Source organism: Synechococcus sp. BA-124 BA4, assembly GCF_034931165.1.
Window position 1 is genome coordinate 1 of the sequence record NZ_JAYGIA010000088.1, and the last position, 23,584, is coordinate 23,584.

The following is a 23,584-nucleotide window of genomic DNA, read 5'->3' on the forward strand; positions in this document are numbered from 1 at the left end:
GGATATCATCGCCGAGATGATCTCGGTTGAAGCCATCGGGGCCTCGATCAGCCCATCGCTGGTGCTCAGGCGGTAGCCACCGCTGTCCAGGGGTTGCAGGCGTTCAACGGCCATGCCCTCCCGCACCGGCACGGCGGCGTGAGCGGCAAAGCGGCGCAGGTAATCGACGATGGCGTCACGCCCCATGAACCCGTCGGGATCGTCGCCGTCGTAGGGGAACTCCGGCAGTCGGCATTGCCAGTTGGGAGTGACCAGGCAGAAGGAATCCCAGCGCTGGTGCTGCCAGGAGTGGGCGACCCGATGCCGCTCGAGCACCAATGGGGTCAACCCCTGCTGCTGGAGGCAGCTGGCCACCGACAGGCCGGCCTGGCCGGCGCCGATCACCACCACCGGCACGCGCAGGACGGCGGAGTCCGACGGGGGAGGCCCCGAGCTGGTGACGAGGCTGGTCCGCTGGCTTGGATTCACGGGCGCGTGCTGAATGTCCTGGCTGTCACGGTTCGGTCCTCACGCTGGTGATGGCGGTGTCGCGTGTCGTCGACATTGGCCTGAGCGTTTTGAAGCAACTCGTCCTTGAACGAGTTCGCCCTTGGGATGATCCAAAATCCTCTGATATCGAGAATCGATTGACGGTAGCGATCGTGACGAATCGCGGGTGACGGCCCGCTCTTGCGGGTGGCCTGGTGATTCTGTGGCAGTGGCTACACAGAACGCAACATGAGCTGTGCAAGGGTCTTGGTTGTTGCTTTTTAGCCAGGCCCTTCATCGATGCCCGAGGTCACCCATCCCGCTCATCAGGCGGGAGATTTTCTCGTTGATTACGAGGAAAAGGTTTTTCCTGATGTCAAGGCCGAGCCGGGCGAGAAGGCGCTGGTCACCTTTCACACCGTGGCCTTCGAAGGCTCGATCGGTCTGGTGAACCTGCTGCAGGCCAGCCGCCTGATCAACAAGGGCTTCGAGACCTCGATCCTGCTCTATGGGCCCGGTGTCACTCTCGGGGTGCAGCGGGGGTTCCCCAAGCTGGGGGATGCGGCCTTCGACGGTCATCTCAATTTCAATGCCCGTCTTCAGAAGTTCATGGATCAGGGAGGCAAGGTGTATGCCTGCCGTTTTGCCCTTCAGGCCCTCTATGGCCATGGCGAGGGTGCCTTGATTCCAGGTATTCGCCCCGTCAATCCACTCGATGTGCTCGACATCATTCTGATGCATCGCAAGGAGGGTGCCTTCATTCTCGATACCTGGACGCTCTGAATGGAGGCGCCGATCGTCGTTGCAGCCGCCCAGATCCGTCCGGTGCTTCACAGCCTGGAGGGGTCTGTGGCGCGGGTGCTGGAGGCCATGGCCGAAGCGGCTGCAGCCTCGGTGCAGCTGATCGTGTTCCCGGAAACCTTCCTCCCGTACTACCCCTACTTTTCCTTCATCGAGCCTCCCGTGCTGATGGGCCGCTCGCACCTGCGGCTCTATGAGCAGGCGGTGGTTGTGCCAGGCCCGGCGATCGACAGGATCGCGGACGCGGCCCGGTTGCATCGGATGCACGTGCTGCTGGGCATCAACGAGCGCGATGGCGGAAGCCTCTACAACGCCCAGTTGCTGATCGACGACACCGGCACGGTGCTGCTCAAACGCCGCAAGATCACCCCCACGTACCACGAGCGGATGGTCTGGGGCCAGGGCGACGGGTCCGGCCTGACGGTGGTCCCCACCGACCTCGGCAGGGTCGGTGCCCTGGCCTGCTGGGAGCACTACAACCCTCTGGCGCGTTTCAGCCTGATGGCCCAGGGGGAGGAGATCCACTGCGCCCAGTTCCCCGGCTCATTGGTGGGGCCGATCTTCAGCGAGCAGACGGCCGTCAGCCTGCGTCACCACGCCCTGGAGGCGGGATGTTTCGTGATCAGCTCCACGGCCTGGCTGGATCCCGCCGATCTGGACACGATCACGCCGGACGCCTCACTGCACAAGGCCCTCCAGGGCGGCTGCCACACCGCAGTGATCAGCCCCGAGGGCCGTTATCTCGCCGGCCCGCTCCCCGAAGGCGAAGGTCTGGCCATCGCCGAGCTCGACCCCTCGCTGATCACCAAACGCAAGCGGATGATGGACAGCGTGGGCCACTACAGCCGCCCCGATCTGCTGGGTCTGCGCATCGACCGCACCCCGGCCCGTCTGATCGAGGACCACCCCGGGCCTCCTGTTGATGTCCCTGCGGACCTGTCCCTCGTCGCAGCAGCGCTGCCCCCGCTGGAGGTGGCCTCCCATGGCTGAGCGCCCTTCGGCAGCACTGGGCCGTCTGGTCACCGAACTGCAGGTGAATGGAGTGGCGGTGCCAGCTGTTGGCGGTAATCCCGGTCGTCGTGGCGGTGCCGGCCCCTCCGATCACCGCGCCATCAGCGTCGATGGCGTCACGGTGATGGTGCCCGTCTACAACACCGCCTCCCAGGGCTCGCCCTATGCCCTGGAGCGCCACGACGATGGCGAGGTCTGGCTGAGCCACCGCGATGGGAGCGGCTCCCCGCAGCTGGTGGACACCCCGCCGGAGCCCCACTTCTACGGGCTGAGCACCGCCGATGGCACGTCGTACCGCTCGATCGCGCTGCTGCACGGCCGTGATGTGCTGGCCACCACCCTGCTGCAGACCTGCATCCGTTTCCGCGACCGCGCCCAGTCCTGCCAGTTCTGCGCGATCGAGCAATCGCTCGACGACGGCCGCACGCTGGCGCGCAAGACCCCCCAGCAGGTGGCCGAGGTGGCGGAGGCGGCCGTTCGGCTCGATGGCGTGAAGCAGTTGGTGATGACCACCGGCACCCCCAACTCCGACGACCGCGGCGCCCGTCTGATGGCGGAAACGGCGCGTGCCGTCAAGGCGCGGGTGCCCCTGCCGATCCAGGCCCAGTGCGAGCCCCCCGACGACCCGGTCTGGTTCCAGCGCATGAAGGACGCCGGCGTCGACAGCCTCGGCATGCACCTCGAGGTGGTCGAGCCCGACGTGCGCCAGCGCATCCTTCCCGGCAAGGCCGAGCTCAGTCTCGAGCGCTACTTCGCGGCCTTCGAGCAGGCGGTGGCCGTCTTCGGCCGGGGAGAGGTGTCCACCTACCTGCTCGCCGGACTCGGGGACAGCGCTGAGTCGATCGTGAGCTGCAGCGAGCGCCTGATCGCCCTGGGCGTCTATCCCTTCGTGGTCCCGTTCGTGCCGATCGCCGGAACCCCACTGGAGCACCATCCCGCTCCGAGCACCGACTTCATGGTCGAGGTCTACGCCGCGGTGGGTGGGTTGCTGGCCGCCTCCGATCTGATTTCGACCGCCATGACGGCGGGGTGCGCCAAGTGCGGCGCCTGCTCCGCCCTCCCCCTGTTCGAGTCCGGCACAGCCGGCCCTTCCTGAGCCCACGGCGATGTTCTTCATCGATCCCTCCAGCCACGAGATCGGCCGCAGCCCCAGCTCCGCGCCGGCGGCCTACACGCCCTCGGTTCGCTGGGGGCTCGGCGTCGACGCCGACGATTTCCGGCTCTCTCCTGGGGCCTGCTCCGATCGGTTCTCCTTTCACCTGCTGCGCCAGGGTTCCCCTCTGCTGGCGGGTTACTGGAGCCTGCGCAGTCGCATCTTCTGCGAGGAACAGCACCTGTTCGAGGCCACCGACCGCGACGCGAGCGATGATCTCGCCTACCCGATCGCCGCCCTGACCCACGGCGGAGAGAACGCGGGCTCGGTGGTGGGGGTGGTGAGGATCCTCGAGACCAGCCCCGGCCTCTGGTACGGCGGCCGTCTGGGGGTGGCTGCCGCGTTCCGCCGCCACAATCAGATCGGCAAGGGCCTGATCTGGAAGGCCGTCACCACGGCCCATGGCTGGGGCTGCAAGCGATTCCTGGCCACGGTGCAGATCCAGAACGTGCGCTTCTTCCGGCGCCTGCACTGGTGTTCGGTGGAGACCCTGGAGATCCGGGGCGTCAGCCACCATCTGATGGAGGCCGACCTCGACTACTACCTCCCCTCCCGTGAGCGGCGGCCGGAGGCACCCCCCATGGGGTCCCGACGCCAGGCGGCATGAGTGAGCCCGATCTGGAGGCCCTGGCCGCGCGGCTGCGACAACTGGCTGGCTGGCGCGGCAAGACGGACATCCAGCGTCCCGCGGCCCATTTCCCCCATCTCCCGTTCCCGGCCCTCGGCCTGGCGGCGGCCCTGGGCGATGACGCGGCCCTCCTGCCCGCCGCCACGGGCTCCCTCTTGCTGGCCTGCGAGGGACTCCATCCCGATCTGGTGGATCAGGACCCCTGGTTTGCGGGCTGGAGCGGTGTGCTGGTGAACCTCAGCGACATCGCCGCCATGGGCGGGCGACCCCTGGCGGTGGTCAACAGTCTCTGGAGTGGAGAGGCCAGGCATGCCGATCTCCTCCTCGATGGCCTGCGCGTGGCTTCCGAGACGTTCCAGGTGCCTGTGGTGGGAGGTCACACCAACCTGCACAGTCCCTACAACGCCCTCTCGGTGGCCGTGCTGGGGGTGGTGGCAGGTCCGGTGCTCTCGGCCCGTTTCGCCCGCCCGGGAGACCACTGCCATCTGCTGATCAACACCAGCGGCCATGTCCACCACCCCTATCCCTTCTGGGATGCAGCCACCCGGGCGGAGCCGGCGCTGCTGCGCCGCCATCTGGCCCTGATGGCGGAGCTGGCGGAAGCCGGGACGGTTCATGCGGCCAAGGACATCAGCATGGGAGGGCTGATCGGCACGGCCGTGATGTTCGCTGAAGCCGCGGGCTGCGGCCTGGAGCTCGACCTCGATGCCATCACCCCTCCAGCTGGGGTCAGCCTGGACGACTGGCTGTGCTGCTTTCCCAGCTACGGCTATCTGCTGGCTGCAGGTCCGGAGCGGGCCGGAGCCCTGGCGGCGGCCGTGGCGCCGTACGCCGATCTGCAGCTGAGCTGCATCGGTCAGTTCGGGCCTGTTGCCGGGGGCGTCAGCCTGAGGCAGGCGGGGCAGTGCCATCAGCTCTGGCCTCGAGATGAGACACTCACCGGATTCGGGGCCCTGTGCTGACGCCTACCACCGGCGTCGGCGGCGTCCTGGAGGATCCGCTCCTGTCCTCCCTGGCCCAGGCACCATGCCCGAAGTCCATCTGACCGTGGAGTGGCCCGATGGCCGCACCACGGTGCTTTACTCACCCTCCACGGTGATCCTGAACTACCTCCAGCCCGGCCAGAGCCTGGCGGTGGCTGAGCTGGCCAGCCGGGGAAGGGAGGCCCTGCGTCTGGCCTCCGAGCGGGTACGGGCGCGGTACGGCTTCGCCTGCACCCGGGCCGACGAGGAGGAGTGCCAGCTGCTGCAGACGGCCATGGGCTACGCGGACGATCAGCTGGTGCGGATCAGCGCCCCATGAGCCGCCACTACCTGCGCAAGTTCCAGGGCGACGGAGCGCCCCTGCCTCCACGTCCTCCCACACGCGCCATCGTCATCGCCTGGATCGGCGGTCTGCTGGCGATCGCGGCGGTGGCTCTGCTGCGGCTTGGTCTGACCCAGCCATTCGTACTCGGTTCCTTCGGGGCCACCTGCGTGCTGGCCTTCGGCTATCCCGACGTGCCCTTTTCCCAGCCCCGCAACATCGTGCTGGGTCATACCCTCAGTTCCGCCACGGGCCTGGTGTTCCTCACCCTCTTCGGGCCGACGTGGTGGGCGATGGCGATGGCTGCGGCCACCGCCATCGCCCTGATGATGGCCACCGGCACGGTGCATCCGCCCGCGGGATCGAACCCTGTGATCGTGTTTCTGCTCCAGCCAGGCTGGGACTTCCTGCTGCTGCCCACCCTGCTCGGCGCTCTGGTGGTCACCCTGGTGGCCCTCCTCTACAACAACGCTGTGCGCGAGAGCCGCTACCCGAAGTACTGGTGAGCGAGGGGCTGCTTCTGCCAGGAACTACGGGATCCCTGGGCTTTCCTCGGCTCGATCCGCCGTGGGCTCCGTCATGGCCTGATCCGTTCCGGCCTGGTGCAGCACCCGCTGCGGGAAGGGAATCTCGATTCCTTCTTCACTGAAGCGGTGCCAGACGGCGCTGCTCACCTCGCTCTTGATGCTGGCATTGTTCATCGGATTCTCGATCCAGAACCTCACGGCGTAGTTGATGCCGGAGTCGCCGTAGCTCAGCAGCAGGGCCTTGGGCGGGGGTTGCGGCAGTACCCGTGGAGAGGAGCGGGCCACCGCCTCCAGCCGTTGGATCACCGTGTCGGGGTCATGGCGGTAGGCGGCCGACACCTCCACCTGACTGCGGCGCAGACGGTCGCTGCCGGTGTAGGTGGTGGTGGTTTTGGTGAAGAAGTCCTGGTTGGGAATCACCAGCTCGGCGTTGTCGCGGTCGCGCCAGAGCACCGCCGCCCGCAGCCCAAGGCTGCGCACCTCGCAGGGATCCCCATCGATGAAGAGGATCTCGCCAGGGCGCACGGAACCCTCGAACAGCAGCCAGAGGCCGCTCACGAAGTTCGAGAACACCTCCTTGATGCCAAAGCCAAGACCGACCGACAACCCACCGGCCACGGCGGCGATCGCGGTGCTGTTCAGCCCGATGCGCCTGAGCACCCAGAGCGACCCCACGGCGATCACCAGATAGCGGCTCACCAGCTCCACCGCCACACGGGTGCTGCTGGAGAAGCCCAGCAGCCGCTGGAGTACATCCCCCAGTCCCACCACCGCATATTCCGACATCACCACCAGGAAATAGGGGATGGTCAGGATCAGGACGATGCCACTGGCGGTGAGTGGTTCGCCGAACAGGGTGATCAGGGGGATCTGGCCCACATCGATCAGGGAATCCAGCTGGTTGATCAGGGATCCCACCACCAGCAGTGCGAACAGGGGACGCACCAGCTGGCGGTAGAGGCGCTCGATGCTCGCGGCGGTGAACCAGCGCCGCGCCACCAGCTTCACCAGGGCCAGCACGATCCAGAGGCTGAACAGCTGGGCCACGTAATGGGCCAGGCCGTTGGGAAGTCCCAGCCAGCCCAGCACCAGGGCGTTGAGGCGCAGGCCCAGCAGCAGGCCCAGGCTGCCGAGGAACTCCAGCCGGTGGCCGCGACCCAGCAGGTGGGGCCTGATCCAGATGGCGTAGATGACATACAGCACAGCCCCGCTGATCACCTGGAGCATCACCTGGGGGCGGGCCAGGTAGCCCAGCCAACCGGAGATCTCGTAGAGGAAGAGGCGCATCGGCGATCGTGCGGACGGCAGAGCTCAGGGCTTGCTGGAGGGAGGCGCAGTGGCTGGACCCGCCTGAAGGGTCTCCATCACGTCGGAGGGTGCCTCAGCGTTCACGATGGCGCGCTCGAGGATGGCATCGATCCAGGCCAGGCGGGTTTCGGTCCGATCAGGGTCAGCGAAGCTCAACAGCTGGGCCCGGTCGAGGCTGTCCGCCAGGGCCGCGAACACCGCTGAGCTCTTGCTGGGGATCAGCACATCACGGTTCACCGGCAGGTTGCCCGGCGCCATCAGCATCAATCGCTTCTGGTTGAGCCGATTGAGGGTGAAGAGCACGAACTCCTTGGCCAGCTCCCGCTGCCGTGGTGTGGAGTGCCTCCCGAAACTCCAGACCTTCAGCCGGGTGAGCCCCTGAGCCGGCTGTCCGGGGCGGCCCGGCAGCTGCGACACCCCGAGAGACGGGCCCATGGACTTGCCGAGCCGTTCCAGCCAGAGGCTGTTGCAGCTGATCCAGTCGAGCTTGCCCTGCTCCATCTGATGCACCAGATCCACCGCATCTTCCGAGAACTCCACGTTCTGGTGGAGGTTGGCGTTGTTGAGCCAGCTCAGCCAGCGCAGCAGGTCCTGGCGATCGGTCCTGCTGATCACCAGCGTGCCGCCGGTCGGGATGGGTGTCCTCAGCAGCCGCTCAAGAGCCCCGCTGGCCTCCATGCCGCTGCTGGTCCAGTAGAGGTCGGTCAGCCGCAGGGGCAGACCGACCCTCAGTCCCTTGGCACTCAGGGCGATCAGATCAGTCAGATCGCGCGGTGGTGCGGGGACCTTCCGGCGGTTGTAGCAAGCCACCTCCGGCTGGGCCAGCAGCGGCACGGCCAGCAGCTTGCTGCCGACGCGAAAATCATCGAGAAAGCGGGGCTCGATCTCTTCAAGCCGTTTGGGATCGAGTGTCACTGCTTCACTCAATCCCTGTTGGTGCAGGCGCAAGGCGGTCACCACCCGGGTGACCATCAGGTCGGGGCCCAGCCCCCTGGAGGCGCGGAAGGAGGTGGAGCTCAGGAAGGCATCGCTGGGGAGGTGACGGACGTGGATGCTGACGCCGGGGTTCACCTGACGGAATTCATCGATCAGCTTGCGGGCCCGCTGTTCGCTGTCCCCCAGTTCCACCTGGGGAGTTCTGGTGGAATCGGTCTCGACGTACAGAAAGAGGCTGTCGGGTACGCCCCAGCCCTGGCAGCCTCCGCAGAGCAGCAGGGTGGCCAGGGCCGACAGGGACCGTGCCATCCCACCGCCCAGCCAGTGGCGTCGCCCGCTGGGCCACCGGTCGGTCATGCGGCCTCTGCTCGCGCCGCCTGGCCCACCAGCCGCTCACTCACCTCCCACAGCCGACGGCGCTGGGCCACATCACGCGCCGCCGGCGCGATCCGCACCTGGGTCGGCCATCCGCGCATCCCCCCCCATTGATCGGGCCCATAGTGTTCGCCGCCCTTCGCCGTTGGGGCGGTGGCGGCATGGAGCTGGGGAAGGGCCCCCATGGCGGCGCTCTGGAAGAGGGGGTCCATCAGCCGGTAGGCCAGCTCTTCGAGGCGGGAGCTGTTGGCCGCCACCGACGCCGGCTGGAGGTTGGTGCGGGCCAGCCCCGGATGGGCTGCCAGGGAGGCCACCGTGCTGCCCGCCGCCTCCAGCCTCTGCTGCAGTTCGAGGGCGAACATCACATTGGCCAGTTTGCTCTGGCTGTAGGCCGCCCAGCGGTCGTAGCGCCGCTCCGACTGCAGGTCGTCGAAGGCGATCCGCCCGAAGTACTGGGCGCCTGAGGTCACGGTCACCACCCGGGCGTCGGGTCGTCCTTCCATCAGGGGCAGCAGGGCGGAGGTCAGGGCGAAGTGCCCCAGGTGGTTGGTGCCGAACTGCAGTTCGAAGCCGTCCCGGGTGAGGCACCGGGGCGGAGCCATCACCCCGGCGTTGTTGATCAGCAGATCCAGGCGGCCGTAGTGCTCCCGCATCCACTGCGCCCCGGCGCGCACACTGGCCAGATCGGCCAGATCCAGTTCCAGCACCTCCATTCCAGCCGCCGCTGCGGGCAGCAGCTCGTCGCGGGCCTCCTCCCCGCGGCGGCGGGAACGGCAGGCCAGCACGACCGTGGCCCCACGGCTGGCCAGGGCCCGTGCCGACTCCAGTCCCAGCCCGCTGTTGGCTCCGGTGATGAGAGCGATGCGGCCGCTCTGATCAGGACTGTCGGCAATGGTCCAGGTCATCGGTGTGATCAGCGGCTCTGGAATGTCATCGTGTCGCGCGGGTTTCCATCACCGTGGGCCCCACCCAGAAGGCACCTGGATCCTGCCGTGCCTGGACCATCTCGGTCTGGGCACCCTCGGCTTCCGCCTCCGTCCACAGGCCCTGCCGGATCAGCTCGGGGCCGTAGACGGTCACGAATCGCTCCAACCAGCGAGCCACCCCGTCGCCAAGCCGTCCCACCACGCTGAGCGGCCGCAGCTCATCGACATGGAAGCCCCGCTCGCTGAGCAGAGAAGGCAGGCGGCGGTTCACATCCGGATCACCCCCGGCGGCGCGGAAGCTGGCCTTGGCGGCACGGCCGAAGCTCGCCACCGCCGGGGCGCCTGGATGCAACCCGAAGCTGCTCCAGTGGATGTACTCGTGGAAGATCACCCTGGCACCCGGTTCCAGGTTCGTGCCGAGCCCGTCGAGCAGAGGGTCGAGGTCGCCAAGGAACATCGCCACCCAGCGGCACCAGACCAGGTCGAAGGGTTCCCGGGGAAAGGGATCCCGGCAGAGGTCGTGCTGCCGCACCTCCAACTGGCTCAGCCCCGCGGCGGCGGCGCGGGCCGCCTCGGCGTAGGCCGCGCTCAGCTCCAGACCCAGCACACGGCCCGCGGGTCCCACCTCCCGGGCCAGCTCCATGGCCACGAACCCCGGGCCAGCCCCCAGATCCAGCACCCGCTCCCCTGGTTTCAGCGCGGCCCGTTGCCAGGCCTGCCGCGCCTCGGGCAGCCAGAGCTCGTGTTGAAGCCGCAGCCGCTCGAGTTCGATGGGATCGGTGCCGAGCAGGTAGGTGTCGGTGGCCACCGGTATGCGCTACGACCTCAGGACGTGTGGCTCAGTCCTCGCCGGGGAAGAGCAGCTCGGCCAGCTCGTCGGGGTCCACGTCGTAGACGCGAGCCAGGGAGGTTTCGATCGCCGAGGTCACCTCGCCCGGCAGGAAGCGCATGGAATTGAGTGCGTCCTCGGCGATGTCGTCGGTGAGCAGCCTCTCCTCACCGCCGAGCTTCTCGTCGTTGATCACCGCCATCACCCAGCTCTGGTAGGCGTAGACCAGATCGGAGAACTCGAGCTCCGGGTCGTTGAGATCCAGGGCCATGGGCGTGTCCTGTGCAAGCCCTTGCAGTTTGCCCCCAAGGGCGCACCTGCAACGGTTCAGGCCCGCCAGCCGCCGTTCCTGTGCGGAACTCCTGATCAGGGTCCCGGTTGCGGCAGCCTGGATCGCAGCCGCCATGCTCCATCCGTGACCTCAGCCGGCTCCGGCGCCAGCACACCCCAGGCCACGGCGCTCCAGGCCGGACTGTTCGACTTCGCCCTGGGGGAGCTGGTGCGGCAGCACCGCGTCAGCTTCCAGCCCCTGTGGACCACCGAGAGCTGGGCGAAGCTGATGATCTGGCTGGCGCTCAACTGCGGCGCCGACGGCAGCCGCGAGGGACTGGAGGTGTTCGCGGTGGCGATCGGCCCCCGCACCACCGCCCGGATGCGGCGGCTGTTCTTCGAGCGGGAGCTGGAGGAGGTGAACCTCAAGCTGATGGCCGATCCGGCCGAGCCCCGGGTGCTGGCCCTGCCGCTGGAGCCCGCAGGCGGCGAAGGGGGGCTGGTCCCGGCCACCCTCGCCGCGGCCCTGGAGCAGGTGGGTCTGACGGCGCATGTGCTCAGCGAGCCCCACAGCTGGCAGCGCCACGATGGGCTGGTGGCGATGCCCTGGGCGCGGGAGGCAGCGCCGGCCTGAATTTGTGGGTTCCTACGGTGACCGGCAGTGGGAGGCACGTGATGCGCCTGATCGGCACCTACCGAAGCCCCGGTTACGACGCCCTGGCCGACGCGGCCCTGGCGTTCTATGAGCGGCGGACTGATCTGCAGCGTGCCGGCGTGGCGTTCGGCCACGATCCCGCCCAACCCGCCAAGGTCTCCACCGACATCAGCCTGGTGGCGATCGACCGCTCCGATCCCGAAGCCCACGGCCTGGCGGAGGTGATCCTGCGGGGGGTGTCGGCCGGTCTGCAGCGCTATCTCGAGGAGCGTCCGCGTCTGCTGGAGGTGTGTCCGGAGCGTGCGCTGCATGTGACCCCGATCTTCAACCTGCAGCGCTACCAGCCCGGAGAAGGATTCCGCAGCTGGCACTGCGACTGGACCACCACCGAGGAGGCCACCGAGCCGATCCGGCGCGTGCTCGCCTGGATCCTCTACCTCAACACCCTCCCCGATGGCGGCACCGAGTTCCACTGGCAGGACCACCACGAGGAGGCCGAGCGGGGCAAGCTGCTGATCTTCCCGGCGGGGGTGTCGCACATCCACCGGGGCCGGGTGAGCCACCAGCACACCAAGACGATCGCCACCGGCTGGATCAATGCCGGCCGGCAGGAGGACTACCTGCAGCGGCTGGCCGCAGGCTGAGGCTGAGGCCTGAACTCCGCCGGATCCCCCGTTCGAGGGATGTGAGGGTTGTTCAAGGCCTCATGCCCCCGTCCGAAGGCTCTGCATACCTTGCGGGGGAACTGCATAGCTGGTTTTGATGGCGCCCAAGGCATACCGGCCCGGTTCGGCCTTCCCCGGAGTGATCGGCCGCACGGCCGATGTGTCCACCCCGGCCTGGCCCGAGCCGATACGAGCCCCGGAGGGCAGCCCCAATGTGCTGGTCATCGTGATGGACGACCTGGGGTACGGCCAGCTCGGCTGCTACGGCAGCCCGATCGCCACCCCCAACATCGATGCCCTGGCGGCCCAGGGGCTGCGCTTCAGCAACATGCACACCACGGCCCTGTGCTCGCCGTCGCGCTCCTGCATCATCAACGGCCGCAACCACCATTCCAACGGCCTGGCCTGCATCACCGAAGGGTCGATGGGCTACCCCGGCTCCAACGGCTACATCCCGTTCGCGAACGGCTACCTCTCGGAAATCCTGCTGCAGAAGGGGTACAACACCTACGCCGTGGGCAAGTGGCACCTCACGCCGGCGGAGGCCACCTCCGCCGCGGGCCCCTACGACCGCTGGCCCCTGGGCCGGGGGTTCGAGCGCTTCTACGGCTTCCTGGGGGGTGACACCCACCAGTACTACCCCGAGCTGGTGCGCGACAACACCCAGGTGGAGCCCCCCGCCACCCCCGAGGAGGGTTACCACCTCACCCCGGATCTGGTGACGCAGGCCAAGGCGATGATCGCCGATGCCAAACAGGTGGCCCCCAACAAACCTTTCTTCCTCTACTTCGCCCCCGGTGCCATGCATGCACCGCACCATGTGCCGAAGGAGTGGGCAGACAAGTACAAGGGGCAGTTTGATGACGGCTGGGAGGCCTACCGCCAGAAGGTGTTCGCCCGCCAGAAGGAACTGGGCCTCATTCCGCCCCACACGGTTCTCTCCCGCCACGATCCCGACGTGCCGGACTGGGACAGCCTCTCGGCGGAGGAGAAGCGCCTCTACGCCCGCATGATGGAGGTGTTCGCCGGCTTCCTCGAGCACGCCGACCATTACATCGGCGAGCTGATCTCCTTTCTCAAGCAGCTGGGGGAATATGACAACACCCTGATCATGCTGATCTCCGACAACGGCGCCAGCTCCGAGGGCGGGCCCACCGGGTCGGTGAACGAGGGCAAGTTCTTCAACAATGTTCCTGACAGCCTGGAGCAGAATCTGGCCGCCATCGATGACATCGGCGGCCCGAAGCATTTCAACCACTACCCCTGGGGCTGGACCCACGCCGGCAACACCCCCTTCCGCCGCTGGAAGCGCGAGACCTACCGGGGCGGCACCAGCGATCCCTTCATCGTGAGCTGGCCGAAGGGCATCGCCGCCCGGGGCGAGATTCGCAGCCAGTACGCCCACGCCATCGACATGCTGCCCACGGTGCTCGATGCCCTCGGCTTCGAGCCGCCGGCCACGATCCGGGGCGTGACCCAGAGCCCGATCGAAGGTTTCAGCCTGCGCAGTTGCTTCGACGATGCCGGAGCGCCGAGCCTGCACCGCACCCAGTACTTCGAGATGTTCGGCCACCGCTCGCTGTATCACGAGGGCTGGCGCGCGGTGTGCCCCTGGCCGGGCACCTCGTTCCTCCGGGAACGGAGAACACTCCCAGGCCGGAGTGGTGCCCGGCCTGGGAGTCCCTCACGCAGGATGAGCAGAAACTCTATGCCCGCTCCATGGAGAACTATGCGGGCTACCTCTCGTTCACCAATCAGGAGTGCGGGCGGCTGCTGGAGGCCATCCAGGAACTGCCCGATGCCGAGAACACCCTCATCTTCTCTATCGTGGGTGATAACGGAGCCAGCTCCGAGGGCGGGTTGACGGGCACGATCAATGAGGTGATGAACCTCAATGGTGTGCCCTCAGATCTCCAGGAGACCCTCATGCGGATCGATGACATCGGCAATTCTGATACCTAGCCCCACTACCCCCTGGGCTGGGCCTGGGCTGGGAATGCACCGTTTCAATGGGTGAAGCAGGTGGCCAGTCACCTGGGCGGATCCCGCAATCCCATGGTGGTCTCCTGGCCGAAGACGATCAAGGATCATGGGGCCACTCGCCCCATCTTCACCCATCTGATTGACATCGTGCCCACCATCCTGGATGTGGCCGGGATTCCGGCTCCAGGCACGGTGGATGGGTCCCCCAGAAGCCGATGGATGGTGTGCCGATCGCGTCATCGTTCAGGGATGCCCAGGCACGTCCGGTACGGCAGCGGCAATACTTCGACGTGTTCAGTAACCGCGCCATTGACGACAATGGCTGGATCGCCTGTGCCCAGCACACCTTCCCCTGGCGGCAGGACTATGCCCCCGGGCACTGGGAGAATGATCGCTGGGAGCTGTATTATCTCGATGAAGATTTCAGCGAGGCCAACGATCTCGCCATGGACCATCCTGAGAAGCTGGCAGAGCTTCAGGGGATCTTCGATCAGGAATGTGAAACCTACGGGGTGTATCCGCTCAATGATCGTGGCGCGGCCCGCCTGGCCGTTCCCAAGCCGCCGCCGGGAGGGGCCCGACCCCAACCGCACCCACTTCATCTACTATTCGGGTGCCCTCAGGCTGCCGGAGACCGCGGCGCCGAACACGAAGAATCGCTCCCACAGCATCGAGATCCAGATCGAGCGGCCCGGCGATGGCGTGCTGCTGGCGATCGGGGGCCAGTCGGTGGGCTTTGTGCTCTACGTCAAAGATGGCACGCCCATCTATCACTACAACTGGCTCGATCGGGAGCGGACGGTGATCCGCTCCGGTCAGCCTTTGCCCGAAGGATCGTCATCGCTGTGCTTCAAGTTCCACTACGACGGTGGTGGTGTCGGCCAGGGGGGTGAAGGGGACCTTTCTCTCATCGGCCAGGAGGTGGGGCGTCAGCGGATTCCCCACACCGTGGCGGGGCGCTTCGGGATCGACACCTTTGGCGTGGGCGCGGATACGGGATCCCCTTTGTGCAACGACTATCGGCCCCCCTACAGCTATACGGGACGCATCAGGCAGGTGGACATCCGCCTGGATGCTGGCGATGGTTCCAGCACGGCCGAGGAGGATGCGCTTCAGGCTCGATTCAAGGCCGGGAAGGACTACTGAAGCAGCCGGCGGCTGACGGCCAAGGTGGCCTCCTGGCCTGGCGGACATTTTCGGGTGTGTGATCCAACCCTTTCAAAGTGCAGCGAGGGCTGACCGCTCCGGCGGATCAGGGCAATCTGGAATGTTGCTCATTGGTTCTGGTCCGTTGCCTTACGCCTTTCCGTGCTCGCTGGGGTGATCGTTCTTTCCTGTTCAGGCTTGCGGGGGCGATCGCCCTCTGGATCGTCGGCGGCTGGATGATCCAGCTCGCCCTGCGCCTGCTGTGCCACACCCTTAACCGCGGCAGTCTTGACGCGATGGTGATCGGCTGCCTGCATCAACATCCTCGGCTTCTTCGGCATCCAGATCGCCAGCTTCGCCGCCCTTGGGCACCTTCGCCGCCGGGGTGGTCCTGCAGATCTTCCGGCCGATCAGCGGGGGGGATTACATCGAAGGCGGTGGCGTGGAAGACACGGTGGAGGAGGTGGGCATGTTCGTGACCTCCATTGCCTCGCCGGCCAACGTGAGCCACATCGTGGCCAACGGCAAGCTCGATAACTCCGCCGACATGGAGGTGCTGGAGTTCACCGAGCGAGGGCCGAAACTGGCTGTGCGCCCTCCTGCCCACACCAGCCACTACTTGTAGATGTACGTCGACACCAACTGCGTGATCAGTGACGTTCATGGCAAGGCAGGCTTCCCGCTGCCCCGGATTCCGGTGGCGATTCCCTGAGCACGGGCGTCAGCGCCGTCCGGGGTGTGGCGTTCGTGCGGTGGCCTCCCTTGGGAGGCACCCGGTTCGCGTGCTTGCCCTCAACCGAAGCCCCAGTCCGCCGCCTGCTCACTGCCTGGATCTTCCATGGCTTCCTGGATCCAGACGAGAAGGAGTGCCTCCGCTCCGCACCGAGCGCCCCCTTCCCCGCGGAAGTGGAGCTGACGCACTGAAGCTTGCAGCCCTCTCTGGACGCGGCCCGCACTTTCCGGCCATCGTGCAACTGGCCGGTGCGCAATTGGCTTGTACGGCGTCACGCGGCGGTGGCCCTGCAGGAGGCTGTGGTTGCAACGAACCTGCAGCAGGCGGAAAGGCGGTGAACCATGGCAGCTATACTTCCACAACGCAATGCAGGCGTGGAGGGGGAAGCCAATGTCCAGCGAAACCCCGCCGCTTTTCGGTAAAACAAGGTTTCTGGTCGGGCTGATTGATGAGTTTCTCGACAAGATCTCCGAGGGTGTGATCATCGTCGAGGTGGGCATAAAAGCCTATCTCTCTGCCCACGAGGAGCCGGAGATCTGCCTTGAGAAGCTGAATCAGATCATTGAGATCAAGCGCAGCTGCAGTGAACTGCGACGCACGATCGTCACGATGCTTTATGCCGAGATGCTGCTGCCCGATGCCCGCGGCGACGTGCTGCGCCTGCTCGGCAGCCTGTTCGAGCTGCTCGATGAGATGGGTGACAACTTCCAGGAGTTGATGGTCGTTCAGCCGCGCGGCCTGCCGGAATTCGGCCAGGATTTTGCCGATCTCACCGACATGGCGATCCGCTGCGTGCAGGCCGTGGTGGCGGCGGCCCGCACGTTCTTCCGTGCACCGGTCGCTGTGCGTGACCACATCAACGAAGTGCGGGTGTTCGAAGATGAAACCGACAAGCTCGCCTGGCGGATGAAGCGCAGGATTTTCGCCACCGAACTCAGCTTTGAGCAGCGTTCCCAGCTGCGGGAAGCCGTGGCCATGATCGACTCCATGGCCGACAGGGCGGAGAACATCGGCGATGACCTCTCGATCTTTGCGATCAAGCGTTCGCTCTGAGCTGGAGGTTTCTCTGTGTCCCTGATCGTCACCCTGGTTTTCCTCTCCAGTGGCCTGTTTCTGGGCTGGTCGATGGGGGCGAATGACGCGTCCAACGCCTTCGGCACCGCCGTGGCCACACGGATGATCCGCTTCTCCACCGCCGCTTTCCTGTGCAGCGCGTTCGTGATCATCGGCGCAGTCACCAGTGGCGCCGGCGCCGCCGAGGGACTTGGACAGCTGGGCTCCATCAACGCCCTGCCGGGCGCCTTCACGGCTGCCCTGGCGGCTGCGGTCACGGTGGCCTGGATGAGCAAGGTGGGCCTGCCGGCCTCCACCAGTCAGGCGGTGGTGGGTTCGATCATCGGCTGGAACCTGTTCAGTGGCTCACCCACCGACCTGGGCACACTGCGCCGGATCGTGGCCACCTGGGCGATCTCACCCGTGCTCGGGGCGATCTTCGCGATGGTGCTGTACAAGCTGCTGCTGGAGTGGATTCGCCTCAGTCAGCCTCACCTGCTCTCGCTCGATCGCAACACCCGCACAGGCCTTGTCCTGGCGGGTATCTTCGGTTCCTATGCCATCGGCGCCAACGGCATCGGCAACGTGATGGGCTTCTTCGTGGAAGCGTCACCATTCCGTGATCTCGCCGTTGGCAGCATCAATGTTTCGTCCGTGGAGCAGTTGTTTCTGATCGGCTCCATCGCTGTGGCTGTGGGTGTCTACACCTACTCACGACGCGTGATGCTGACCGTGGGTGACAGCCTGCTGACCCTCTCACCCCTGGCTGCCTTCGTGGTGGTGGTGTCCCATTCGTTGGTGCTGTTCCTCTTCTCCTCCACGGCGTTGGAGAGCCTGCTGGCGAATCTTGGACTGCCCACGATTCCGTTGTTACCGGTGTCGGGTTCGCAGGCGGTGATCGGTTCAGTGCTTGGCATCGGCCTGCTGCAGGGCCTCAAGGGGGTCCGCCAGATTCGCTGGGGCGTCCTTGGAGGGATCGCCTCCGGCTGGGTCACCACGCCACTGATCTCGGCCATGATCGGCTTCGTGCTGTTGTTCGTGGTCCAGAACGTCTTCGGCCAGGAGGTCTACCTCCCACCCCACTCCGGCTGACTCCTCTGCTCCGGCGCCATCCTCTTCCCAAGGACTGTGGTAGGCGGAGGCAGGGTGAGCCCACCCCCTTTGCGGCCATGGGCAGATCTTCCTCTGCCCCCCCTTGGCCAAGGCCACAGCCGCGCCTGCTTCCATTCCTAGTGCGCCAGCTGAACCGTTCTCGGCGGTGATCCCGCCGCCGAAGGTGACCGGCAGCCGACCACGCCTCGATCGCGGTGCAGTCGATCCTGGAGAGGAAGGTCGACATCCAGCTGGATGCTGCCGATGGTTCCAACACGGCTGAGGAGGATGCTCTTCAGGCCCGATTCAAGGCTGGGAAGGACTACTGACAGGCCAGGGTGAGCCATCGGGGTTCGAGCTGTCCTTTGCGACCGCTGTGGCCGGATCTTGAGGAAGGCTGATCGATGGCGCCACAACCCTCAGCCAGAAGCAGAACGCCACCTGAAACTGAGCTCGGTTCATCCGCTCCACGCCGATCAGAACGCTGAGGGAGAGCTGCCTTCAAATCTCCGGAGATCCGAGCGGATCTCCGAGTTGGGGCATGGCCTGGGATTGGTCCTGAGGCGGAAAGAGCTCGAGTTCCGGCATGGACTCCTGCAATTCCTCGATGCTGTCCGGGGGCAGAGTCAGTGATCCGGAGTCATTGAAGAAAGGAGCCCCGCCCTCGGCCTGTTGACCGAAGTTCAGGTCCAGAGCCCCAATCAGCAAGGCAGTGAAGACGAGATTGACCAGCCATTGGAGTGGCCCGCGTCTGGTGAGCGACATGATCGGCACGAGGAGATCTTCGACCTTACGATCATTGATCCGGCGTGAGCTGTCTGAGCGAACGAACTGGTAAGCGTCGTTGAACAACATCAGCGAGAGTGAACGGCGATGAGGCTGCTCCAGTGGCCGTTGATGGACATCTCAGGATGGCGGATCTTTGTCGAGCGGATGGTCATCGGTGGAACACTGTGCTGACGTGATGGCGATCGATTGATTTAATGTTGGTTACGTGGGGGCGCCTTGTCCTCTGAACGGATGACTGAAGGGAATGCGCTGACTCTCCGGCAGTGGCTCAGACAGGCCATGACGCCATGCTGCGGCTGATCAGGCTCTGCCCGGGGTCTGGGTAGACCGAGCGACCTCGTTGACGTCTGCAGAAGCCATCGGCGCCCTTTGAGACCATGGGGTCACCGCTGGCGCACTGTGTTCCATGGCCGAGGCCGCCCTGCCCAAGACCTACGACCCGGCCGGCACCGAAGCCCGCTGGCAGGGCGCCTGGGAGGAAGCCGGTGCCTTCCATCCCGATCCGAGTGCGCCAGGTGATCCGTTCTCGGTGGTGATCCCGCCGCCGAACGTGACCGGCAGCCTGCACATGGGCCACGGCTTCGAGACGGCCCTGATCGACACGATCGTGCGCTTCCAGCGGCTGCAGGGCAAAAATGTGTTGTGTCTGCCCGGCACCGACCACGCCTCGATCGCGGTGCAGTCGATCCTGGAGAGGCAGATCAAGGCCGAGGGCGGCAGCAAGGACGACCTGGGCCGCGACGCCTTCCTCGAGCGCGCCTGGAGCTGGAAGGCCGCGAGCGGCGGCACGATCGTCGGCCAGCTGCGGCGGCTGGGTTACTCGGTGGACTGGAAGCGGGAGCGCTTCACCCTTGATCCCGGCCTCAACAAAGCCGTGGTGGAGGCCTTCGTGCGGCTGCACGAGCAGGGGCTGATCTACCGGGGCGAGTACCTGGTGAACTGGTGCCCGGCCTCGGGATCGGCGGTGAGCGATCTGGAGGTGGAGATGAAGGAGCTCGACGGGCACCTCTGGCACTTCCGCTATCCGCTCAGCGGCGGTGCCGCCGCCGATGGCACCGATCACCTGGTGGTGGCCACCACCCGCCCCGAAACCCTGCTGGGCGACACCGGCGTGGCCGTCCACCCCACCGACCCCCGCTACGCCGCCCTGGTGGGCCAGACGATCACCCTGCCACTGGTGGGCCGAGAGATTCCGATCGTGGCCGATGAGCACGTCGATCCCGCCTTCGGCACCGGCTGTGTCAAGGTCACGCCCGCCCACGACCCCAACGACTTCGCCATCGGTTCCCGCCATGGCCTGCCCCTGATCACGGTGATGGCGAAGGACGGCAGCATGAACGCCGCTAGCGGCCGCTTCGCCGGGCTGGATCGCTTCGAGGCCAGGAAGGCGGTGGTGGCCGCGATGGAGGCCGAAGGCTTCCTGGTGAAGGTGGAACCGCACCGCCACAGCGTGCCGTTTTCGGATCGGGGCAAGGTGCCGGTGGAGCCGCTGCTCTCCACCCAGTGGTTCGCCCGGGCCGAGCCCCTGGCCGCCCGCTGCCGCGAGGCCCTCGATAGGGGCGAGCCCCGCTTCGTGCCCCAGCGCTGGGAGAAGGTCTACCGCGACTGGCTCACGGACATCCGCGACTGGTGCATCAGCCGCCAGCTCTGGTGGGGCCACCGCATCCCCGCCTGGTTTGTGGTGAGCGAGACCGGCGGCGTGATTTCTGATGCCACCCCCTATGTGGTGGCGCGCGACGGGGCCGAAGCCCAGGCCAAGGCGGAGGCGCAATACGGGGAGGCCAGCCGGGCGGCGGGGCGGGAGCTGCAGCTGGAGCAGGACCCCGACGTGCTCGACACCTGGTTCTCCAGCGGCCTCTGGCCCTTCTCCACCCTGGGCTGGCCCGACGAGACCAGCGCCGACCTGGCCACCTGGTATCCCACCAGCGTGCTGGTGACCGGCTTCGACATCATCTTCTTCTGGGTGGCGCGGATGACGATGCTCTCCGGCGCCTTCCTGCAGGAGGGCGAGGTGCCGGTGGGCGGCCGCGACACCTGGATCCCCTTCCGCGACGTGATGATCCACGGCCTGGTACGGGATGAGAACAACCGCAAGATGAGCAAATCCGCGGGCAACGGCATCGATCCTCTGCCGCTGATCGAGCGCTACGGCGCCGATGCCCTGCGCTTCGCCCTGGTGCGGGAGGTGGCCGGCGCCGGCCAGGACATCCGCCTCGACTACGACCGCACCGACGGCAGCTCGGCCACGGTGGAGGCGGCGCGCAACTTCGCCAACAAGCTCTGGAACGCCACCCGCTTCGCCCTGATGAACCTGGGCGGCGAAACGCCCGCCTCCCTGGGGGAACCCGATCCCGAGAGCCTGACCCTGGCCGATCGCTGGATTCTCTCCCGCCTGGCCCGGGTGAACCGCGAAACCGCCGAGCGCTATGGCAGCTACGGCCTCGGCGAGGCCGCCAAGGGGCTCTACGAGTTCGCCTGGAACGAGGTCTGCGACTGGACGATCGAGCTGCTCAAGCGGCGGCTCAATCCCCGACCCGCCAGCGAGGGCGACACCCCGGGCGAGACCCTCAGTCCCGAAGCCCTGGCCGATCAGCGGGTGGCCCGGCAGGTGCTTGCCAAGGTGCTGGCCGAACTGCTGGTGCTGCTCCATCCACTGATGCCCCACCTGAGTGAGGAGCTCTGGCACGGTCTCACCGGCGCCCAGGAAGAAACCTTCCTGGCCCTGCAGGCCTGGCCGGCGCTGAACGAGGCGGCCCTCGATGACGCCCTCGAGGCCCGGTTCTCCGAGCTGATCGAAGCGATCCGGGTGGTGCGCAACCTGCGGGCCGTGGCCGGCCTCAAGCCCTCCCAGAGCGCGCCGGTGGTGTTCCTCACCAGCCGGCCGGAGCTGGCGGCGGTGCTGCGCGAGGCCACGGGCGACATCACCGCCCTCACCCGAGCGGCGTCGGTGGAGGTGCGAGATCCAGGCGCCTCTGCCGCGCCAGCCAGCGAGCGCTGCCTGGCGGCGGTGAGCGGTGAACTGCAGGTGTTGCTGCCGATCGAGGGCCTGGTCGATCTCGACGCCTTGCGCGGCCGCCTGGAGAAGGACCTGGCCAAGGCGGAGAAGGAGATCAAGGGCCTGGCCGGTCGCCTGGCCAACCCCAACTTCGCCGGCAAGGCACCGCCGGAGGTGGTGGCCGAGTGCCGCGTCAACCTGGCCGAAGCTGAGGCCCAGGCGGCACTGGCGCAGGGAAGGCTGAAGGGTTTGGGCTGATGGCCCTTCAGCACCGGGATCCGTTTCCATCCCTCCAAGCGGAGATCGGTTGCCTCTGCAGCTGGTCACGGTCCCAGTGCAGGCCTTGGGCGGCAGCCTCGTAGGTGCTCTGCAGGAAGCTCAGCAGCACCTCATCGGGTGATGGAGCTGTTCGCACGGCGTCGTAGGGGAGGAGGAATTCGCCGAGCGAGGCCGTCCAGCGGGCCTCAGCCGGGGCGATGGTGCTCTCGCTGAATCCTGGTGGGGTTGGATAGGCATACGAGTAGAAGCTTGCTGCCTGCGCACCGCCGCCCCCTGGCCAGAATCCGGCACTGATCACCTGATGGGAGTAGGCCTCACGGGTCACCCAGTCCGGGAGGTTGGGAATGCCACCTGGGTGCACCGGCGCCAGCTGGCCAGAGAAGCGGGTCACCGCCAGATCGAAACTTCCCCAGAAAAAATGAACCGGGCTGCACTTGCCCAGAAACCTTGATCGGAACTCCTTGAAGACACGGTCGGCCTGCAGCAGGGCTCTCCAGAATCGGCAGGCGGCATCCGCGTCGTAGTGGTGATGAAGCGTGTCGCGCTCGAACGGAATCGGGTCCACGATCTCGCAGGGTGTGGTCCTGATCGCGACATCAAGCCCCAGGGCGTGCAGCTCAGCCATCACCGCTCGATAGAAATCAGCCACACTGCGGGGCTCCAGGGCGACCTGACGCTTCTCCCCCAGACTGGTCTGAATCACCAGCTGGTGATCAATGAAGTCGAAGATCAGCTCGAACAGGCGACCGCCATGGGGAATGGGTGAGGTGGTGAGGCCACGGGTACTCAGGTAGAGCGGTGCGTGCCAGGAATGGTTGGTCCATGGTGTTTGAACCAGGCGGATCTTGCCGATGATCTGCATCCAGAGCTGCAGGGTTGTGGTCGTTGCTTCCCACTCGGTATAGGGAATGTCGGGCCAGTCCTGGCTTGTCGAGCGTTGTGGGGCATTCATGGGAACCTGAACGACTGTGGCTCTGAGTCTCTCGACGCCCCGATCAACGCCTTGTGGTGATCGGTGACGTGGGCTGTTGTCCAGTGCTTCTTTAGAGCCCCTTGCGATCCAGCGCCTCGGCCAGCCGCGTCACCGCCGAGGCCAGCTGCGCCTGGGTGTTGGGGGGCGCCACCGCCTCCTCCTTGCGCTTGGTGGCCTCGATCGCCCGCACGATCAGGAACACCACCAAGGCGATCACCAGGAAGTTGAACAGGGCCACGAGCACCGCCCCGGCGGGCCAGGCCTGGATCGACTCCACCTGGGCGGCCTTGAGCGCAGGCTCCAGCAGGCTGGTCATCACCAGGCTCACCACCGCATCCACCATCTTGCCGAAGGCACCGCCGATCACCACGGCCACCGCCAGGTCCACCACGTTGCCCTTGTTGATGAAGGCCTTGAAATCCGCGAGAAGGCCGGGGCGGCGTGAGGCCATGGCAGGGCTGGGCAGACGTGGGCTGATCATGCGGTACAGCCCTGGGCGTATCAGCCGACCATCGGTCTGAGGAACGGCCTCAGCAACAAAACAACGCCGGCCAGGGCTCCGGCCGCAGGCCGCGGGGCAGGTAGAGCGGATGCATGGGGTGGCCATCGCGGCTCAGGCGCAGGCAGTGCAGGCCGGACAGCCAGGAGAGCACCGCGGTGGCGCGCCCGAGGTGGGCTCCGCTC

25 protein-coding genes are annotated in these 23,584 nt (G+C 66.5%); 15 read left to right on the forward strand and 10 right to left on the reverse strand.

Annotated elements, in window-relative coordinates; all coding sequences use genetic code 11:
• The coding region (locus VB734_RS11625; protein ID WP_323243342.1) for an NAD(P)-binding domain-containing protein at positions 1-468 on the reverse strand (468 nt) is incomplete at its 3' end.
• A 300-nt stretch (positions 469-768) separates the two neighbouring features.
• Between VB734_RS11625 and VB734_RS11630 the strand changes: the two genes are divergently transcribed.
• The 7 genes from VB734_RS11630 (at position 769) to VB734_RS11660 (ending at position 5,872) form a co-directional block, all read left to right on the forward strand.
• Positions 769-1,251: an MSMEG_0572/Sll0783 family nitrogen starvation response protein gene (locus tag VB734_RS11630; RefSeq protein ID WP_197166539.1), complete on the forward strand. Its 483-nt coding sequence runs from the start codon at positions 769-771 to the stop codon at positions 1,249-1,251.
• Positions 1,252-2,259, forward strand: a complete 1,008-nt coding sequence (locus VB734_RS11635; protein ID WP_197166538.1) for a Nit6803 family nitrilase — start codon at positions 1,252-1,254, stop codon at positions 2,257-2,259. It abuts the gene before it with no gap.
• Positions 2,252-3,376, forward strand: a complete 1,125-nt coding sequence (locus tag VB734_RS11640) for an MSMEG_0568 family radical SAM protein (RefSeq protein WP_322782068.1) — start codon at positions 2,252-2,254, stop codon at positions 3,374-3,376. Before VB734_RS11635 ends, VB734_RS11640 begins: the two co-directional genes overlap by 8 nt.
• Positions 3,377-3,386: 10 nt before the next feature.
• Positions 3,387-4,040, forward strand: coding sequence for an MSMEG_0567/Sll0786 family nitrogen starvation N-acetyltransferase (locus tag VB734_RS11645; RefSeq protein WP_322782067.1), 654 nt, complete (start codon positions 3,387-3,389; stop codon positions 4,038-4,040).
• Positions 4,037-5,023 (forward strand): sll0787 family AIR synthase-like protein, encoded by a 987-nt coding sequence (locus VB734_RS11650; RefSeq protein WP_197166535.1) that lies wholly within the window; start codon positions 4,037-4,039, stop codon positions 5,021-5,023. The genes VB734_RS11645 and VB734_RS11650 overlap by 4 nt, the downstream gene beginning before the upstream one ends.
• A gap of 64 nt (positions 5,024-5,087) precedes the next feature.
• Positions 5,088-5,363 carry an MSMEG_0570 family nitrogen starvation response protein gene (locus tag VB734_RS11655; protein WP_197166534.1) on the forward strand — a complete coding sequence of 92 codons (276 nt, stop codon included), beginning with the start codon at positions 5,088-5,090 and terminating at the stop codon, positions 5,361-5,363.
• The gene (locus VB734_RS11660; RefSeq protein ID WP_322782066.1) at positions 5,360-5,872 is read left to right on the forward strand and encodes an HPP family protein; all 513 of its coding nucleotides are present in this window, start codon (positions 5,360-5,362) and stop codon (positions 5,870-5,872) included. The genes VB734_RS11655 and VB734_RS11660 overlap by 4 nt, the downstream gene beginning before the upstream one ends.
• Before the next feature lie 24 nt (positions 5,873-5,896).
• Here the strand turns inward: VB734_RS11660 and VB734_RS11665 are convergent, their stop codons facing one another.
• The 5 genes from VB734_RS11665 to VB734_RS11685 are packed head-to-tail and all read right to left on the reverse strand — an operon-like array spanning position 5,897 to position 10,538.
• Entirely contained in the window at positions 5,897-7,180 is a 1,284-nt protein-coding gene (locus tag VB734_RS11665; protein ID WP_322782065.1) for a mechanosensitive ion channel family protein, read from the reverse strand.
• A 24-nt stretch (positions 7,181-7,204) separates the two neighbouring features.
• Entirely contained in the window at positions 7,205-8,446 is a 1,242-nt protein-coding gene (locus VB734_RS11670) for a hypothetical protein (RefSeq protein WP_322782064.1), read from the reverse strand.
• A gap of 44 nt (positions 8,447-8,490) precedes the next feature.
• On the reverse strand, positions 8,491-9,417 hold the full coding sequence (locus tag VB734_RS11675) for an oxidoreductase (protein WP_197166518.1): 927 nt from the start codon (positions 9,415-9,417) through the stop codon (positions 8,491-8,493).
• Positions 9,418-9,442: 25 nt separating this feature from the next.
• A complete protein-coding gene (locus VB734_RS11680; protein ID WP_197166516.1) occupies positions 9,443-10,246 on the reverse strand; it encodes a methyltransferase domain-containing protein in 804 nt (267 codons plus the stop codon).
• Positions 10,247-10,277: 31 nt separating this feature from the next.
• A complete protein-coding gene (locus VB734_RS11685) occupies positions 10,278-10,538 on the reverse strand; it encodes a hypothetical protein (RefSeq protein WP_197166514.1) in 261 nt (86 codons plus the stop codon).
• A 144-nt stretch (positions 10,539-10,682) separates the two neighbouring features.
• Here VB734_RS11685 and VB734_RS11690 point away from each other — a divergent pair, with 144 nt between their 5' ends.
• The 4 genes from VB734_RS11690 (at position 10,683) to VB734_RS11705 (ending at position 14,986) form a co-directional block, all read left to right on the forward strand.
• Complete coding sequence (locus VB734_RS11690) at positions 10,683-11,171, forward strand: protein phosphatase (RefSeq protein WP_197167228.1); 489 nt, start codon at positions 10,683-10,685, stop codon at positions 11,169-11,171.
• A gap of 41 nt (positions 11,172-11,212) precedes the next feature.
• The gene (locus VB734_RS11695) at positions 11,213-11,836 is read left to right on the forward strand and encodes a 2OG-Fe(II) oxygenase (protein ID WP_197166513.1); all 624 of its coding nucleotides are present in this window, start codon (positions 11,213-11,215) and stop codon (positions 11,834-11,836) included.
• Positions 11,837-11,954: 118 nt separating this feature from the next.
• Complete coding sequence (locus tag VB734_RS11700) at positions 11,955-13,721, forward strand: arylsulfatase (RefSeq protein WP_231594918.1); 1,767 nt, start codon at positions 11,955-11,957, stop codon at positions 13,719-13,721.
• A 650-nt stretch (positions 13,722-14,371) separates the two neighbouring features.
• Positions 14,372-14,986, forward strand: coding sequence for a hypothetical protein (locus tag VB734_RS11705; RefSeq protein WP_231594917.1), 615 nt, complete (start codon positions 14,372-14,374; stop codon positions 14,984-14,986).
• 128 nt (positions 14,987-15,114) lie between these two features.
• Here VB734_RS11705 and VB734_RS11710 read toward each other — a convergent pair whose 3' ends face one another.
• Positions 15,115-15,327 carry a hypothetical protein gene (locus VB734_RS11710; RefSeq protein ID WP_197166507.1) on the reverse strand — a complete coding sequence of 71 codons (213 nt, stop codon included), beginning with the start codon at positions 15,325-15,327 and terminating at the stop codon, positions 15,115-15,117.
• A gap of 23 nt (positions 15,328-15,350) precedes the next feature.
• Between VB734_RS11710 and VB734_RS11715 the strand changes: the two genes are divergently transcribed.
• From VB734_RS11715 to VB734_RS11725, 3 genes are all read left to right on the forward strand, one after another.
• On the forward strand, positions 15,351-15,611 hold the full coding sequence (locus VB734_RS11715; protein WP_197166505.1) for a mechanosensitive ion channel domain-containing protein: 261 nt from the start codon (positions 15,351-15,353) through the stop codon (positions 15,609-15,611).
• A 498-nt stretch (positions 15,612-16,109) separates the two neighbouring features.
• Entirely contained in the window at positions 16,110-16,772 is a 663-nt protein-coding gene (locus VB734_RS11720; RefSeq protein WP_323243343.1) for a DUF47 domain-containing protein, read from the forward strand.
• Positions 16,773-16,787: 15 nt separating this feature from the next.
• On the forward strand, positions 16,788-17,864 hold the full coding sequence (locus VB734_RS11725; protein WP_231594915.1) for an inorganic phosphate transporter: 1,077 nt from the start codon (positions 16,788-16,790) through the stop codon (positions 17,862-17,864).
• 501 nt (positions 17,865-18,365) lie between these two features.
• Here VB734_RS11725 and VB734_RS11730 read toward each other — a convergent pair.
• Positions 18,366-18,719, reverse strand: coding sequence for a hypothetical protein (locus VB734_RS11730; protein WP_197166503.1), 354 nt, complete (start codon positions 18,717-18,719; stop codon positions 18,366-18,368).
• A 340-nt stretch (positions 18,720-19,059) separates the two neighbouring features.
• Here VB734_RS11730 and VB734_RS11735 point away from each other — a divergent pair, with 340 nt between their 5' ends.
• On the forward strand, positions 19,060-21,906 hold the full coding sequence (locus VB734_RS11735) for a valine--tRNA ligase (RefSeq protein ID WP_197166501.1): 2,847 nt from the start codon (positions 19,060-19,062) through the stop codon (positions 21,904-21,906).
• A 7-nt stretch (positions 21,907-21,913) separates the two neighbouring features.
• Here VB734_RS11735 and VB734_RS11740 read toward each other — a convergent pair whose 3' ends face one another.
• Both VB734_RS11740 and mscL read right to left on the reverse strand, forming a co-directional pair.
• Positions 21,914-22,879: a DUF5996 family protein gene (locus tag VB734_RS11740; protein WP_322782062.1), complete on the reverse strand. Its 966-nt coding sequence runs from the start codon at positions 22,877-22,879 to the stop codon at positions 21,914-21,916.
• 91 nt (positions 22,880-22,970) lie between these two features.
• Positions 22,971-23,351, reverse strand: coding sequence for a large conductance mechanosensitive channel protein MscL (gene mscL, locus VB734_RS11745; protein ID WP_197167224.1), 381 nt, complete (start codon positions 23,349-23,351; stop codon positions 22,971-22,973).
• Positions 23,352-23,584 lie beyond the last annotated feature (233 nt).

Bases quoted from the DNA above. Each gene is read 5' to 3' on its own strand.
- VB734_RS11670 (WP_322782064.1), bottom strand. From the start codon at position 8,446: ATGGCACGGTCCCTGTCGGCCCTGGCCACCCTGCTGCTCTGCGGAGGC.
- VB734_RS11645 (WP_322782067.1), top strand. From the start codon at position 3,387: ATGTTCTTCATCGATCCCTCCAGCCACGAGATCGGCCGCAGCCCCAGC.
- VB734_RS11675 (WP_197166518.1), bottom strand. From the start codon at position 9,417: ATGACCTGGACCATTGCCGACAGTCCTGATCAGAGCGGCCGCATCGCT.
- mscL (WP_197167224.1), bottom strand. From the start codon at position 23,351: ATGGCCTCACGCCGCCCCGGCCTTCTCGCGGATTTCAAGGCCTTCATC.
- VB734_RS11710 (WP_197166507.1), bottom strand. From the start codon at position 15,327: ATGCCGAAGAAGCCGAGGATGTTGATGCAGGCAGCCGATCACCATCGC.
- VB734_RS11730 (WP_197166503.1), bottom strand. From the start codon at position 18,719: ATGTTGTTCAACGACGCTTACCAGTTCGTTCGCTCAGACAGCTCACGC.
- VB734_RS11640 (WP_322782068.1), top strand. From the start codon at position 2,252: ATGGCTGAGCGCCCTTCGGCAGCACTGGGCCGTCTGGTCACCGAACTG.
- VB734_RS11695 (WP_197166513.1), top strand. From the start codon at position 11,213: ATGCGCCTGATCGGCACCTACCGAAGCCCCGGTTACGACGCCCTGGCC.
- VB734_RS11660 (WP_322782066.1), top strand. From the start codon at position 5,360: ATGAGCCGCCACTACCTGCGCAAGTTCCAGGGCGACGGAGCGCCCCTG.
- VB734_RS11665 (WP_322782065.1), bottom strand. From the start codon at position 7,180: ATGCGCCTCTTCCTCTACGAGATCTCCGGTTGGCTGGGCTACCTGGCC.
- VB734_RS11685 (WP_197166514.1), bottom strand. From the start codon at position 10,538: ATGGCCCTGGATCTCAACGACCCGGAGCTCGAGTTCTCCGATCTGGTC.
- VB734_RS11720 (WP_323243343.1), top strand. From the start codon at position 16,110: ATGTCCAGCGAAACCCCGCCGCTTTTCGGTAAAACAAGGTTTCTGGTC.
- VB734_RS11700 (WP_231594918.1), top strand. From the start codon at position 11,955: ATGGCGCCCAAGGCATACCGGCCCGGTTCGGCCTTCCCCGGAGTGATC.
- VB734_RS11735 (WP_197166501.1), top strand. From the start codon at position 19,060: ATGGCCGAGGCCGCCCTGCCCAAGACCTACGACCCGGCCGGCACCGAA.
- VB734_RS11630 (WP_197166539.1), top strand. From the start codon at position 769: ATGCCCGAGGTCACCCATCCCGCTCATCAGGCGGGAGATTTTCTCGTT.
- VB734_RS11650 (WP_197166535.1), top strand. From the start codon at position 4,037: ATGAGTGAGCCCGATCTGGAGGCCCTGGCCGCGCGGCTGCGACAACTG.
- VB734_RS11655 (WP_197166534.1), top strand. From the start codon at position 5,088: ATGCCCGAAGTCCATCTGACCGTGGAGTGGCCCGATGGCCGCACCACG.
- VB734_RS11635 (WP_197166538.1), top strand. From the start codon at position 1,252: ATGGAGGCGCCGATCGTCGTTGCAGCCGCCCAGATCCGTCCGGTGCTT.
- VB734_RS11740 (WP_322782062.1), bottom strand. From the start codon at position 22,879: ATGAATGCCCCACAACGCTCGACAAGCCAGGACTGGCCCGACATTCCC.